Source organism: Bifidobacterium saguini DSM 23967 (assembly GCF_000741715.1).
Taxonomy (GTDB): Bacteria; Actinomycetota; Actinomycetes; order Actinomycetales; family Bifidobacteriaceae; genus Bifidobacterium; species Bifidobacterium saguini.
The window spans coordinates 259,022-270,067 of sequence record NZ_JGZN01000006.1 but is presented as its reverse complement, the minus strand read 5'-3'; the positions used below and the strand labels follow the sequence as shown (position 1 = coordinate 270,067).

General features: G+C 61.4%; 21 protein-coding genes and 4 tRNA genes. 1 reads left to right on the top strand and 24 read right to left on the bottom strand.

Annotated features, from left to right (window positions below):
• The first annotated feature begins 53 nt into the window (after positions 1-53).
• A complete protein-coding gene (locus BISA_RS13230; protein ID WP_051917333.1) occupies positions 54-482 on the top strand; it encodes a helix-turn-helix domain-containing protein in 429 nt (142 codons plus the stop codon).
• A gap of 69 nt (positions 483-551) precedes the next feature.
• On the opposite strand, the gene BISA_RS04360 is transcribed toward BISA_RS13230, so the two are convergent.
• The 24 genes from BISA_RS04360 to BISA_RS04245 all read right to left on the bottom strand — a co-directional run bounded on the left by BISA_RS04360 (position 552) and on the right by BISA_RS04245 (position 11,017).
• Positions 552-797: a hypothetical protein gene (locus tag BISA_RS04360; protein WP_033890418.1), complete on the bottom strand. Its 246-nt coding sequence runs from the start codon at positions 795-797 to the stop codon at positions 552-554.
• Entirely contained in the window at positions 794-1,153 is a 360-nt protein-coding gene (locus BISA_RS04355; RefSeq protein WP_051917332.1) for a hypothetical protein, read from the bottom strand. Before BISA_RS04355 ends, BISA_RS04360 begins: the two co-directional genes overlap by 4 nt.
• On the bottom strand, positions 1,150-1,542 hold the full coding sequence (locus BISA_RS04350) for an uS11 family ribosomal protein (protein WP_033890417.1): 393 nt from the start codon (positions 1,540-1,542) through the stop codon (positions 1,150-1,152). The genes BISA_RS04355 and BISA_RS04350 overlap by 4 nt, the downstream gene beginning before the upstream one ends.
• The gene (locus BISA_RS04345) at positions 1,539-1,889 is read right to left on the bottom strand and encodes a hypothetical protein (protein ID WP_156099587.1); all 351 of its coding nucleotides are present in this window, start codon (positions 1,887-1,889) and stop codon (positions 1,539-1,541) included. Before BISA_RS04345 ends, BISA_RS04350 begins: the two co-directional genes overlap by 4 nt.
• A complete protein-coding gene (locus BISA_RS04340; RefSeq protein ID WP_033890415.1) occupies positions 1,886-2,281 on the bottom strand; it encodes a hypothetical protein in 396 nt (131 codons plus the stop codon). The genes BISA_RS04345 and BISA_RS04340 overlap by 4 nt, the downstream gene beginning before the upstream one ends.
• Positions 2,269-2,466: a hypothetical protein gene (locus tag BISA_RS12810; RefSeq protein ID WP_033890414.1), complete on the bottom strand. Its 198-nt coding sequence runs from the start codon at positions 2,464-2,466 to the stop codon at positions 2,269-2,271. The genes BISA_RS04340 and BISA_RS12810 overlap by 13 nt, the downstream gene beginning before the upstream one ends.
• Positions 2,467-2,469: 3 nt before the next feature.
• Positions 2,470-2,670 (bottom strand): preprotein translocase subunit SecE, encoded by a 201-nt coding sequence (gene secE / locus BISA_RS13315; protein ID WP_033890477.1) that lies wholly within the window; start codon positions 2,668-2,670, stop codon positions 2,470-2,472.
• 26 nt (positions 2,671-2,696) lie between these two features.
• Entirely contained in the window at positions 2,697-2,984 is a 288-nt protein-coding gene (locus BISA_RS04325; RefSeq protein WP_033890413.1) for a helix-turn-helix domain-containing protein, read from the bottom strand.
• Between the two features lie 22 nt (positions 2,985-3,006).
• A tRNA-Thr gene (locus BISA_RS04320) sits at positions 3,007-3,082 on the bottom strand.
• A gap of 86 nt (positions 3,083-3,168) precedes the next feature.
• A tRNA-Arg gene (locus BISA_RS04315) sits at positions 3,169-3,241 on the bottom strand.
• Between the two features lie 106 nt (positions 3,242-3,347).
• Positions 3,348-3,419: transfer RNA gene (locus tag BISA_RS04310), tRNA-Gly, on the bottom strand.
• 95 nt (positions 3,420-3,514) lie between these two features.
• A tRNA-Arg gene (locus tag BISA_RS04305) sits at positions 3,515-3,587 on the bottom strand.
• A 168-nt stretch (positions 3,588-3,755) separates the two neighbouring features.
• A complete protein-coding gene (locus BISA_RS04300) occupies positions 3,756-4,346 on the bottom strand; it encodes a hypothetical protein (RefSeq protein ID WP_193349254.1) in 591 nt (196 codons plus the stop codon).
• The gene (locus BISA_RS04295) at positions 4,313-4,492 is read right to left on the bottom strand and encodes a hypothetical protein (protein WP_033890411.1); all 180 of its coding nucleotides are present in this window, start codon (positions 4,490-4,492) and stop codon (positions 4,313-4,315) included. The genes BISA_RS04300 and BISA_RS04295 overlap by 34 nt, the downstream gene beginning before the upstream one ends.
• The gene (locus tag BISA_RS12805) at positions 4,489-5,019 is read right to left on the bottom strand and encodes a hypothetical protein (protein WP_033890410.1); all 531 of its coding nucleotides are present in this window, start codon (positions 5,017-5,019) and stop codon (positions 4,489-4,491) included. Before BISA_RS12805 ends, BISA_RS04295 begins: the two co-directional genes overlap by 4 nt.
• Positions 4,998-5,333: a hypothetical protein gene (locus tag BISA_RS04285; protein ID WP_033890409.1), complete on the bottom strand. Its 336-nt coding sequence runs from the start codon at positions 5,331-5,333 to the stop codon at positions 4,998-5,000. Before BISA_RS04285 ends, BISA_RS12805 begins: the two co-directional genes overlap by 22 nt.
• Positions 5,330-5,743: an HTH domain-containing protein gene (locus BISA_RS13225; protein WP_033890407.1), complete on the bottom strand. Its 414-nt coding sequence runs from the start codon at positions 5,741-5,743 to the stop codon at positions 5,330-5,332. Before BISA_RS13225 ends, BISA_RS04285 begins: the two co-directional genes overlap by 4 nt.
• Positions 5,740-5,970, bottom strand: coding sequence for a hypothetical protein (locus BISA_RS04275; protein ID WP_033890406.1), 231 nt, complete (start codon positions 5,968-5,970; stop codon positions 5,740-5,742). Before BISA_RS04275 ends, BISA_RS13225 begins: the two co-directional genes overlap by 4 nt.
• Positions 5,967-6,152: a hypothetical protein gene (locus BISA_RS04270; protein WP_033890405.1), complete on the bottom strand. Its 186-nt coding sequence runs from the start codon at positions 6,150-6,152 to the stop codon at positions 5,967-5,969. Before BISA_RS04270 ends, BISA_RS04275 begins: the two co-directional genes overlap by 4 nt.
• 256 nt (positions 6,153-6,408) lie before the next feature.
• Positions 6,409-7,818: a helix-turn-helix domain-containing protein gene (locus tag BISA_RS04265; protein ID WP_051917331.1), complete on the bottom strand. Its 1,410-nt coding sequence runs from the start codon at positions 7,816-7,818 to the stop codon at positions 6,409-6,411.
• Between the two features lie 135 nt (positions 7,819-7,953).
• Entirely contained in the window at positions 7,954-8,205 is a 252-nt protein-coding gene (locus BISA_RS04260) for a hypothetical protein (RefSeq protein WP_033890404.1), read from the bottom strand.
• A 259-nt stretch (positions 8,206-8,464) separates the two neighbouring features.
• Positions 8,465-8,965 (bottom strand): hypothetical protein, encoded by a 501-nt coding sequence (locus BISA_RS04255; RefSeq protein WP_051917330.1) that lies wholly within the window; start codon positions 8,963-8,965, stop codon positions 8,465-8,467.
• A gap of 85 nt (positions 8,966-9,050) precedes the next feature.
• The gene (locus tag BISA_RS04250) at positions 9,051-9,818 is read right to left on the bottom strand and encodes a hypothetical protein (RefSeq protein WP_051917329.1); all 768 of its coding nucleotides are present in this window, start codon (positions 9,816-9,818) and stop codon (positions 9,051-9,053) included.
• 77 nt (positions 9,819-9,895) lie between these two features.
• Positions 9,896-11,017 carry a DUF2637 domain-containing protein gene (locus BISA_RS04245; RefSeq protein WP_033890403.1) on the bottom strand — a complete coding sequence of 374 codons (1,122 nt, stop codon included), beginning with the start codon at positions 11,015-11,017 and terminating at the stop codon, positions 9,896-9,898.
• Positions 11,018-11,046 lie beyond the last annotated feature (29 nt).

Below are 11,046 nucleotides of genomic sequence, written 5' to 3'. Positions count from 1 at the left end.
GTCAAATAGCTCACACATCGACCGTTCGATATCGGTGCCCTATGATGGATTGCATGACGCAGAGGGAAATCGAGGCCACGGGAAGCATCGTCGCCGCGAACGTTGCCAGATACAGGAAGGCGTTGGGCCTTTCATACAGGACGCTCGCCGGGCGTTTGGCGGCTGCTGGCCACCCCATCGTCCATACGCAGCTGCGTAACATCGAGATAGGGCTCCGCCGGGTCACGGTGGATGACCTGACGGCGCTTGCCTTGGCCCTGGAGGTATCCCCGCTATCTCTCCTGATGCCGGAGACCGCATCCGAGGAGGTGGAATGCAGCATCACCGGTCTTCCGGGTTCCGCGACCTCGCTCGACATCTGGAGATGGGGGCTGTGCCGCTCCCGACGCGGGATTATGCCCGATTCCGGTGACGGCGGCCAAGACGCCTTGTTCAGGCGTCGCTCCGCTCCCGAAGTCTCCGATGGCGAGGGGGCGAGATGACAACCGTCATCACAACGCAGCGGCCCAAATCGAGAAGAACCTCATCCGGCCCTGATTGTCTTCCGATGCTCAGGCTTCCTTCTCCATCCATTTCTCGTATTCGTTGATGCTGAGCCCGATCTGCCGGTCGGCTTCTTTGAACGCGTTCGACGGGCTCAGCCCCCATGCGTGTCCGTATCGGTGGAGTGAGAGGATCGGCCCTTCGTATCCTCTGGGTGCGGGGCAGTCGGTTTCGACGAGCCACAGGCATGGGAGGAGGAACGTGCGCGCCGTCATGGTTCTTCCTTGTTTGATGATCTTGTAGTGCCGGCTCATGGCTGTTCCTTGTAGTCGTTTTCGTCCAGCACCCATTCCTGTGGTTCTTGGCTCTCCCATCGGCTGATGGCCAGGGTGAGGTTGCACCATCCGCAGCGTTCCAGGTCCACCTGCAGACGGCTGTGATGTTTGAGCTTCCAGCCGTTTTCATGGCCTCGCGTCCACCAGGGCTGCCACGGGTGCCGGCATTTCGGACAGATGCTGGTTTTCAGCAGATCGTTGTTGGCGCACAGGAAGCCGGTCAGGGGTGGTGTCCAGTCGAGCCATTCCATGCTGACCCCATCCCACATGGGCGGGGTGCGCGTGTCCATGAGGATGACAGGAGGGGTCTCGTCCTCCACCCAATGCCCGGTCATTGTGTTTCCGTGGTTTTGTGGCGCTTGTAGGCTTCGTCCACTGCGCATTGCGCGAGTTCGATGAACGCGACCGCCTGGTTCAGGCTGTTGCGTTCGTCGCAATGGTTCTTATCCGTGTAGGTGTCGCATACCCCCCGGTGCAGGGCGAGTTCGGCGATGTTCAATGCCTTGATCATGGCCGCGTATGGGCTTGCCTGATAGTCATGGTCGTACCGGTCCATGGTCTTCAGCAGGTCGAGCAGCGGCCGCCAGTCGCGTTCGTATAGGTAGTATGTGTCTTCGTCGAGGGTGATTTTCAACGTGGGCTGCTGGTCTCCCGGTGCGGCTCCCGGGGTGAATGAGAGAGTGGTCTCCCCGTATTCGCCGAAATGCAGGTCCAATCCTTTCATGCTTTGCTCCTTGTCTTGCGTGTTCGGCGGATCACGGTTCCGACCGTGACGCCACGGACTTCGAATACGGCGGCCAGCCAGCGGGTCGGCATATCCCCTTGGAACATGAGGATCAGCCTGTTGCGGGATCCGGTATCCAGGTCGCCCAGCAGGGGTGCGGCGTGCTTCCGGCACCACCGGCTCCATGCCTTGATGCCGTCGCCGTACTCCTCCCATGCGTGGGTTTCATAGACGGCCTTGATCCAGTCGTGGAAACGCTGCGGATTCTCGAGCGCGGAGCTTGGAGGTTCCGGAATGGCTTGCATGGTTCGTTTCGGCGCGGGCAGCAGTGTGAATCCGTCCATCATGGTTCCTCCGGCCGGTAGGGGTGGAATGGCCCGCATTCGGTGAACGATGGATCCGTGACCGAAATGGGTGGATCGGGTTCCACCCACCTGTCGTCCGTGCCGAACATGCTCGCCCACAGGCCGGATGGTCTGGGGAACACGAACCATTTCCAGTCTGACGTGTCGACCCACAAGCCCGGATGGGTCGGGACCGGCACGGTGAGCGTCGTTCCGGAGCGGATGGCGACGATGCCGGGTGCGAGCCGCCCGTCGTGATGCTGCACGCACAGGCCCGTGGTGCCGTCCAATGCGATGTAGATGTTGCCTTCATCCACTTGGATGGGGCCGGTGAGCGTGGCGCCGCTCGCGTAGTCGGCGTGCAGGATCGTTTTCGTCTTGTTCAGAACGGCCATGGGATGAATCCCTCCAGTAGGAATATGGGTATGAGGATGATGAGGATGGTGAGGCTTCCGGCGGTGCAGCGTAGGTAGAAGCGCAGTTCGTAACGGTCGTGGGTTCTTAATGCGAGGATGGTGAACATGATGAGCATCGTGAGCAGCCAGATGATGACGCCCCAGGCGATTGGATGGACTCCCATCGGTCACCCGAAGATGAGGAGCGTGAGCCGGCCGAGGCCGAGGTCCATGCCGGTGACGGCGAGCATGAGCATTCCGACGAATGCGAGCACGCCCATGCTCCATGCGGTGAGCTGCCGGCCGGTGGGTGTGACCGTTTTTCTGAGTTCGCTTATCGTCTGTGTGAGGTAGAGGCCTGTTGCCGTGATTGGGTTGGGATGTGTCATGTTGCGTTCCTTGACGTGTCGGCCGGTCATTGGGTTTTCCCTTTCCTGTTGGTGAGTGGCGTGCAGTGGTTCCAGTACAGGTATCCCGCGAGGGCTTCGATGTCCTCGTCGCGCAGGCTGGTGTTCCATAGCCATTCGGCGATGCCTTGTCTGAGGTTTTCGTAGCTGGTTCGTCTCGTGGGTAGATGGTTTGGTTCGGTCTCGTTGCGGATTGCGTAGATGGTGCCGAGGCTGACGTTCATGCTTCTTGCCGTCTGCTGGGGTGTTGCGCCCTGTTCGAGCATTCGGATTATTCGTTGCTTCTCGTCCGCCATGTCGGTTCCTTGGTTTTGTTGTTGGAGCCGCAGGCCGGGTATGATCCGGCGACCTGCCGCTTACGAGGCGGCCGCTCTGCCTGCTGAGCTACTGCGGCGTTCCGATCCGTTGTCGCGCGCATCCCGGATCGGCGGGGATGCAGCCTAATGGTCGTGCGCTTCGCGTCGCCTTGTGCGGTGCGCGTGCCCCGGGCCGGAGTCGGACCGGCTGCCCGCGGTTTAGGAAACCGTGGCTCTATCCGTTGAGCTACCGGGGCGGTGCGTGCGGCGCTGGAGGGTCTTCGATCGCATACCCTAAGTCTTGGCCCTCCATCGTTCCGTTCGGCCGGCCAGGGGCCGAGGGTGGCGTTGACGCCGCATGCGAGCGGCATACGGGGGTCGAACCCGTGTTCCGGGCTTGGGAAGCCCGTGTACTGGCCGTTGTACGAATGCCGCGTGCCTCCTGTTTTCGCGCGTGGGCTTGGAGGCTTGCCCTGGTGAACCATCGAATCGTTTTTGCGCTTGCGTTCCCGTGTTGTTCGGGTTCGCCGCGCCCATGGCCAGGTTCGAACTGGCGGCTTCCGGCTTCGGGGGCCGGTGCTCTGTCCTCTGAGCTACGTGGGCGTTTGCCGTGTGGATGGTGTTGGTGTGCCGTCCGCACGGCGGTTCGCTCCTGTTTTCGCGCGTGGCCCGGAGCATGCCACCGTATTGGTATCGGTGCGCTTCCATACGGCCCGTTGCCGTATGGCGTGGAAGAAGGAGCCGGTATTTCTCTTTGATCTTCCGGTGTTTTCACTCTTCGCCTGTCCGATAACGCGTGTTCGTTGGGGGTGTTCGCGGTGGTTGTGTCCGGTTGTTCCTTTTCTGGTTTGTGAGTGTTTCCTGTTCGATGATGGTGAGGTAGGGTTCGTTGAATTCCATGAGTCGTGAGATGGCTCCGTAGGGTCCGTTGTTCTCGATGGCGGGTTCGACCGGGTGGATGATGCGGGCGCGTTCGGCTTCGAGGATCGGGTATTCGTGTGCCGGGTTTTCCCAGAATCGTCCTTCCGGTGGTATCGCTCCGTCGAGTTCGAGGCTGATGTCGAGTCGGGTTCCGTCCGGGGTTTCGAGGGTGACGCCGGTGCCGCCGTTGGGGTGGCGTCCCGCGAGCATGGTCCATCGTTCGATGCCGTTGCGTATGCCTCCTCGGTTGGGGTCGTTGTGCCATGCGATGCCGCGCTGGTTCATGAGGTGTCTGCGCATTCCCTCGAACATGCCCGGTTTGAGGTGTCGGCGTACCCATTGGTCGACGGTGAATCTTACGGTTCGGCCGTTCACCGTGATGGGGTGCGCCGCGGTCACGGGGCCCATCATCGTTTCGACCTGATCGCGATGATGATGCATGCGGTGAGGAGGATGAGGACGATGACGCCGGTGATGACCCATAGCCATCCGAGTCGGGGCATGGCTATGCATTCGACCGTGAGGAGGAGGAGTATGCCGAGGCATGCGATGGCGAGGATTATGGCTTTTGTTCGGTTCTCGTTCATTCGGTTCCCTCGTTTTCCTCGTTGTCGGTCCAGTATTGGTCGTCGAACCAGTGGTTGAATCTCATGTCGCCGGTTCCGTTTCCGTATCCCGAGCCGAGCATGTTCTCGTCCTGGCGTGGATCGTAGAGGAGGTCGATGTCGAGGTCTCCCAGCCAGTCCTCGAGCCAGTCCTCGAGGCTGTCGGGATCCTCGTGCGTGTCCTGTTCGATGTCGCGTATGGCGGATCGGATGAGTATCTCCTCGATGACGCTGTGCGCGTGGTGGTCGGCGTGGGGTTCGTTGAGGCGTTCGCGCAGGCGGATGATGGAGCCGAGCATCCGGTATGCGAAGTCGCGGTCGTATCGGTCCGCGTATCGGTCGGGCAGTATGTCGAGCAGGGGGCTTTCCATGTCTTCCTGCCCCAGGTGCCATCCGCGTGGTTTGCGGGTGAGTTGGCGGATGGTGACGCGGGTGTCGGTTTCGATGCGGGCCAGGGCTCCCATGAACAGTCTTCCCGCTCTGGTGTTCAGTCGTTCCATGGGTTCCATGTGTTCGTGGTGGTCCTTTCCGTGGTGGTCGTGCCGGGTCTTGTCGTCGTTATGGCTGGTTGGGTGCGGCCGAGCGCGTTGATCTGGAGGCGTATCCTCCATGCGCGTTCCTCGAGTCCGGTGACGGTCCCGTTCAGGATGCGTAGTCCGGCCACGCATTCGGCGAGGGTCAGGTCGCATGCTTTGAGTCGTTTCGCCAGGTCTTCGAGCTCGTATCCCTGGACGGCGAGGTCGATGCTCGGCGAGGTTTTGAGTTGGGTGAATATGCGTTCGAGTCCTTCGACCGGTGCCGCCGTTCTGATGGTGATGCTCATGGACGGCTCCCGTCTTCGATTTTCTTTTCAATCTCGAGGATTCTGGCCTCGATGCGGTCGAGTCGGCGTTCGTTGTCGATCAGCAGGTCCCATGCCTTGCCTGGTGTCGGCTGGGATTCCTGGAACGCGTTGCGCGGGGTGATCGGATTGTCATCGATGGTGGTTGGCGGGAGGATGGGTTCGTCCTTCCACCGGTTGATGCATCGTTCGATGCGTTTGTGGCCGATGACCGCGGGATCCAGTCCGGCCTCGCGGAAGATGTCCACGGGGTGTTCGCCGTTGCGGTATCGGCGTATGGTGGCCTGTTTGAATTCCTCGGTGTAGTAGATGCGTGTGCGGCTCACCCTTCTGACTGCGGCGAGTTGGCTGAGCCATGCCATCTGGCGTTCGGTGAATGATCCCCCGTTCATGCCTTCCTCCCGTCCGTCATGCCGTCGTATATGGCGTGGAGCCGTTCGGATGCCAGGTCCAGGGCGTTGAGGACGTGGTCCGCGTCGTCGCGGCTCAGGGTCGTGTCGATGTAGTCGATGGTCGTGTTGCCGTGGGTTCCGTGGCCGATGTGCGTCACGGGCATGCTCCGGCCGTTCATGCTCACGCTGATGGATACGCGCCAGTCGCGTTCCCGTTGCCCGTTCATCGGTCCCAGTCCTCGATGTCGAGTTGCCGGATGATCTCCGCGGCCTGGTTGGCGGTGACGCGCAGCGTGGCGTGCGCGCCTTGGATTCCGCAGCGGTTCGCCGCCTGCACGATTCGGTCGAGCGGCCTGTGTTCCTGCCCTGCCAGTTGTGCGAGGGTGACGGGTTTTCTTCTTGCTCCCATGGTGGTTTCCTCGTTTCCGGGATGGGGTGGGCGCACCGTTCGCGTCCTCGTCCCCGTCCCTTCGCGTTCACCCTTGTTTCCCGCTATATCGGGGGTTTCACGGCTTCTGCGGGCCGACCGAGAGATCTTGGATTATCAGGTGTCCCATGTTGGGACACCTGATAATGGCTGGCAGCGTTTTCCTTGGTTCGGCGATATGGCTCGCATTATCAGGTGCGACATTATGTCGCACCTGATAATGCCGGCTCGTGTCAGGTCATGCGGCTTCCGCTTTGCTCCAGTTGCCTGCGAAGCAGCTGCCGCCGTGCATGGCCCGGTATTCCTCAATCCGGTCTTCCTGTTCGGCCTGGATGGTCCGTTTGCGCAGCGTGGCCTCGCGGCCGTCCTGGATCGCCGTCGCGATGAGTCGTTCGAGGGTTTCGGGATCGGGTTCGGTCGGTGTTTCCTCGAGCTTTTGGGCGAGGCTTCGCATGGCGGCGTTCGGGTTCGCTTCAGGTTCCGTCCCGAGTCGTCCGCGCAGGACGGCCATGGCGCGTTCCCGTTGCGCCTGTTCGCGTCGCTCCGGCTCGGATCCGGCTTCATGGTCGGGATCCGTCTGCTCGGCGGTGGTGGCGGATTGCATGCGTCGGCGTTCCAGGTTGCGCCGGTCGATGGTCATGTCGTCCCTGAGCTGGTCGAACAGGCGCGCGAAGCGTCGGCCCGTGTCGATGCGTTTGGCCTGCCAGTCGGATTCGAGCGCATGGTCGAGGATCCGGGCCATGAGCGTGTTCGCGTCCTCGCCTGCGGCGTCGAGTCGTTCCACGAGCCGTGTCACGGCGTCGAGGTCACGTCGGGATCGTGCGCGCACGGTCAGCCCCATGGCATGGCGTCGGGCCTCGAGCCGGTCGAGCAGCCATTCCGCCCTCATGCGTGCCGGAGCCTTGCCGGGGTCGGATGTTTCGGCCGTCTGCCATGAGCCGTCGTCGGTTTCCGCCTCCGGTTGCGGCGTCGCGTTTTCGACTGTGGTTTGGTTTCCCGTTTCGGCGTGGCTCTCCCCGCCACGGGGAGATGCCACCGAAGGTGGCAAAGGGGAAACTAGTTGGTTATTAGTTAGTAGGGTGACATTCTGACCCCTTTCGCTGGACAGAATGTCACCATTAGGTTCCGGCTCGGATGCGTGCCCGTTTGCGAGGGGTGACATTCTGCCCCCTCTCCGTTTCGTTGGTTTTCCGCCGTTTTTGCGAGGGGTGACATTCTGACCCTCCTTTTTCCTTGGCTTCGCGGAACTCTCCTGCAGTGTTTCCGTGGTTTCGCGGCGTTCCTCTTCTCGTTCGGCCCTTCCTTCCTCCGAGGCGTCCATGACTCCGTGGAAGTTCTCGATGAGCACGTCGTATACGGTGGTGCGGTTGTTCTTGCGTTTCCATTCGCCGGTTTCCGCGTCGCGCGCGTTCCAGGTCTGGTCGGGGGCCACGCGCATGTATCCGAGTTCGATGAGCAGGTCGCGGGCCCTTATCACGGTCTTCTTGTCCATGAAGCATGATTCGGCTACCTTCGCCGTGGCGGGCCATGCGCATCTGCCGTCAGGATAGTAGGAGCGGTACGCGTAGTAGGCGAGCACGGCTCCGGCGGCCGGGGTGAGTCTGGGGTCGCTCAACCCGTATACCTTTTCCAATGTTCCCGCGGTCATCGTTGTTCCTCCTTCCGTTCGTCGTGGTGTCGTTGCCGGTATTCCCGTGCGAGCCGGTCCAATGCCTTGCTGGTGGGTTCAAGGCTTCCATGGGTCGCTCCGGGTCGTCCGTCGCCGTTGGGGGCTGTCGGCTTATCATCCTGCATGGCTGAACAATCCCCTTCCGTTCTGTGGGGCGTCTTCCGTGAGGTCGTCGCGGTTGATTCTTTCCTCGATGTAGGTGGCGGTCTCCATGCTCTGGTTCCATCCGTCGGTCCATATGGCGACGAATTGTTCCGCGTCCATGGGTTTGCCGGGTTCGAAGCCGGTGATGCTGCCGAGTCGTTCGAGGGCCATGGCCTGCGTGTCCACGGTCCCGTGCTCGTCCCTGATGATGGTGACGCTCATCTCGTGTTCTTTCCTTGTGCTGGTCTTCGGTATTCGATGCGCGGCCTGTTTGGATCGTCCGGCCCTTTGTAGATGGGGTCCGTTATGCCGCATGAGCGTGCGAGTCGTATGCACGCTTCTACCGCCTCACCATGGGATTGGGTTCCCGCGCGCCAATATTCGCGTCGTAGCTCCCATTGCAGGTCGTCACGGCCATCGAACGAGGTGTTGCATGCGAGGAATTCGATGATTTTTCGTTCGCTTCGTTCCTCTTCCATGGTCACCACCATCCCGTTATGGGTTGGATACTGTCGGTGAGGTTGTTGCGTGTGGGGTCGTGCCGGTTCCTGACCTGTTCGCATAGTTCCGTTGATGGCATGTTCAGCCACATTTCCGGGTCGAGTTCGAGGATGATCCGGTCGTTGCGGACGAGCTGGTCGAGGATGTTCTGGACGCGGGTTTTGAGTATGTCGTGCCAGCGGCCGAACCAGTGTTCGTCGGCGGCCATCGCGTATACGGCCTGTTCGTCTCCTTTGGGGGTGATGAACGTGGTGTGTTCCGGCAGGGCGAGGATCATCCTGATCCACTGCCAGTCGTTGCCTCGTGCCGTGGGGAACTCGATGCCGAGGCGTCTCCATGCCTGGAGGGTCATGTCGAGGAGCAGGTCGGCCTGGTATCTTCCGATGTTCGGCCTGGTCTGGTCATCGACCCGTGGGAACTGTTGGGTGATGGGTTCGGGTTCGTTCCGTTGCTCGGTCCGCGTGATCGCCGTGGGGTTCATGATGGGGGTGTCCTTCCTGTTCGTGGGTTGTTTTTCCGTTTCGGTTCCGCTTCGTTGCGGTCGAGACGGTGGTTTCACGTGACGTTCACCTGTTCTTGCGTCGATCGGGTCCGATAGCGGGTTTGCGTGTCGCGCAGGCGGTCAGGTACGGGTATTGGTCGAAGTCGATGCGTTTGCGTTCGTGGTGGGCTTGGAGCCAGTGCCGTATCTCCCGTAGGAGGGGCATGGCGCGGTTGGATGTCATGCAGCGGTTGACGATGCGACGCCATGCCTCCAGTCCCCATCGGGCGGTGACCGCGTATTCGAGTGCCTTCATGTCCTGCTGGTATTCGGCGCTGATCCGCGTGGAGTCGCCTTCCCCGTCGGGCATGCTCCAGCGCCGGTATGATTCCGTGTCGCCCACGGCGGCCAGTCCGTTCCCGCCGTCAAGGCTTTCGCGTGACTCGAACACGTCGGCCGCCTCGCATATCACGTCGGAGTCGGCGAGTGTTTGTTCGCGGCGCCGGTATTCCTCCCATGCCTGTCTGTCGTTGGGATCCGTGGGTGGTTTGAGCCTGCCCGCCTGCCGTTCGGGTGCCTGGGTCATGCCAGAACGGTGTTTGGGGCGTTGCGTTTTGAGCCATTCGCCCACGGTGGTGGGGACGAGTTGGTTGATGAACGCGGGCAGGCTGGTCGTGTTGGTGCGATGCCAGTAGTCGAGGCGTTTCAGGGTGCGCATCGCCAGATCGCTCATGATCTCGTTCTCGGCCCACTGCCAGTCGGAGCCGAGGCATTTGCGCACGCGTCCGCGGTTGTCTTCCAGTGCGGCGGTGAACTCGGAGACGGTCACCTCGTTACAGGTGAGCGTCATCATGACGTTCACGGTCTCCTTGCTTGCTTTTCTCATGACCGATCACTTCCCGGTGGGATCGATGGATTGTTTTTTCTGTGTCAAAACTCGTCGGGCCAGACCTTGCGCAGGTCCGCCAGACGGCGTTTCGCGGTTCTCAGGCTGGTTGCCGGCCCGTTCTCGTGGGCTGTGGTGGCGGTTACCGGCAGGCCCTGCTGTTTCATGTCCCGGGCCCATTGGCGCCATGGTTCGGGGTCGAACCCGAGTTCAGGAGCGTCCGGGGCTTTTGGGCCGGCATCACCGGAAGGGTTCCCGCTCCCCTCTCCTGCTGCGGCGGCGTCGCGCGTCTCGGTCTCGCGTGCGCTGTTTTCGCGCTTCGTGTTCTTCCTGACCGGTTTTCCGCTTGGCTGCACCGGAATGCTCGTTGCTTCCGTTTCGGGCTTAGGTTCCGTCGACGTTTCGGATTGGACGGTTTCATGTTCCGGTTCGGGTTCGGGTATGCGGGCCATGATGCGTGGCTGGGGTTGGATGAGCGGTTCACTCGTCTGGTGTCGTTCCTGGTCGAACGGACGGTCCTCCACATCGTGCGGCGTATTGGCCATGGGTTCGAACCGTGCGAACAGGTCATCCACGACGTCGGGTTCGTTTTCCGCCGTGAGGCTTCCGCTTGACACTGTGCGTTTCTCTTCTTCGACCGACTTGAACGGCTTCTCGGGCTCAGTGGTGGTGTTTTTCACTATGGAGGGTTCAGGGTCGGCATCGGTGTCCGTCATGTCGTTGATGGCCCGGGTGATCTTGTCCTGCCGGTCGCCTGCGATAATGACGATCAGGTGCGTCGAGTAGAGGAGCGCGATGGGCGGGATGCTCATGATCGCGGGAGCTCCCCACATGGGGAGCCTGCCGCCTGCGTTGAGCCACGCGTGCAATGCGTTGCCTGTCACGCTGAACAGGCTGAACATGACCAGTCCCGCCCAGGGGTACCAGCGGCCGCGGATGTGTCCTTTTCGGAATCCCCATGTGGCCCATGTGCACAGGAGGATCGTTCCGTCCACGCAAAGTGGTCCTCCCCATGAGAGCATCGGGTTGATGCCGCTGGCCACGAACACGAGCCGTAGCGCGTCGAATGATAGGACGAACGCGATGATCGCGATCATAACGCCCACGGTGACGCCGGGCAGCATGCTCACGCTTCCGGTGGTCCTGGTCTTGTTCTGCTTGTTCATGATTGGTCTCTCCTAACTGCCCCGTCTGT

Excerpts from the sequence above, each read along its gene's own strand:
- BISA_RS13230 (WP_051917333.1), top strand. The coding sequence starts at position 54 with ATGACGCAGAGGGAAATCGAGGCCACGGGAAGCATCGTCGCCGCGAAC.
- BISA_RS04360 (WP_033890418.1), bottom strand. The coding sequence starts at position 797 with ATGAGCCGGCACTACAAGATCATCAAACAAGGAAGAACCATGACGGCG.
- BISA_RS04355 (WP_051917332.1), bottom strand. The coding sequence starts at position 1,153 with ATGACCGGGCATTGGGTGGAGGACGAGACCCCTCCTGTCATCCTCATG.
- BISA_RS04350 (WP_033890417.1), bottom strand. The coding sequence starts at position 1,542 with ATGAAAGGATTGGACCTGCATTTCGGCGAATACGGGGAGACCACTCTC.
- BISA_RS04345 (WP_156099587.1), bottom strand. The coding sequence starts at position 1,889 with ATGATGGACGGATTCACACTGCTGCCCGCGCCGAAACGAACCATGCAA.
- BISA_RS04340 (WP_033890415.1), bottom strand. The coding sequence starts at position 2,281 with ATGGCCGTTCTGAACAAGACGAAAACGATCCTGCACGCCGACTACGCG.
- BISA_RS12810 (WP_033890414.1), bottom strand. The coding sequence starts at position 2,466 with ATGGGAGTCCATCCAATCGCCTGGGGCGTCATCATCTGGCTGCTCACG.
- secE (WP_033890477.1), bottom strand. The coding sequence starts at position 2,670 with ATGACACATCCCAACCCAATCACGGCAACAGGCCTCTACCTCACACAG.
- BISA_RS04325 (WP_033890413.1), bottom strand. The coding sequence starts at position 2,984 with ATGGCGGACGAGAAGCAACGAATAATCCGAATGCTCGAACAGGGCGCA.
- BISA_RS04300 (WP_193349254.1), bottom strand. The coding sequence starts at position 4,346 with ATGCATCATCATCGCGATCAGGTCGAAACGATGATGGGCCCCGTGACC.
- BISA_RS04295 (WP_033890411.1), bottom strand. The coding sequence starts at position 4,492 with ATGAACGAGAACCGAACAAAAGCCATAATCCTCGCCATCGCATGCCTC.
- BISA_RS12805 (WP_033890410.1), bottom strand. The coding sequence starts at position 5,019 with ATGGAACCCATGGAACGACTGAACACCAGAGCGGGAAGACTGTTCATG.
- BISA_RS04285 (WP_033890409.1), bottom strand. The coding sequence starts at position 5,333 with ATGAGCATCACCATCAGAACGGCGGCACCGGTCGAAGGACTCGAACGC.
- BISA_RS13225 (WP_033890407.1), bottom strand. The coding sequence starts at position 5,743 with ATGAACGGGGGATCATTCACCGAACGCCAGATGGCATGGCTCAGCCAA.
- BISA_RS04275 (WP_033890406.1), bottom strand. The coding sequence starts at position 5,970 with ATGAACGGGCAACGGGAACGCGACTGGCGCGTATCCATCAGCGTGAGC.
- BISA_RS04270 (WP_033890405.1), bottom strand. The coding sequence starts at position 6,152 with ATGGGAGCAAGAAGAAAACCCGTCACCCTCGCACAACTGGCAGGGCAG.
- BISA_RS04265 (WP_051917331.1), bottom strand. The coding sequence starts at position 7,818 with ATGACCGCGGGAACATTGGAAAAGGTATACGGGTTGAGCGACCCCAGA.
- BISA_RS04260 (WP_033890404.1), bottom strand. The coding sequence starts at position 8,205 with ATGAGCGTCACCATCATCAGGGACGAGCACGGGACCGTGGACACGCAG.
- BISA_RS04255 (WP_051917330.1), bottom strand. The coding sequence starts at position 8,965 with ATGAACCCCACGGCGATCACGCGGACCGAGCAACGGAACGAACCCGAA.
- BISA_RS04250 (WP_051917329.1), bottom strand. The coding sequence starts at position 9,818 with ATGATGACGCTCACCTGTAACGAGGTGACCGTCTCCGAGTTCACCGCC.
- BISA_RS04245 (WP_033890403.1), bottom strand. The coding sequence starts at position 11,017 with ATGAACAAGCAGAACAAGACCAGGACCACCGGAAGCGTGAGCATGCTG.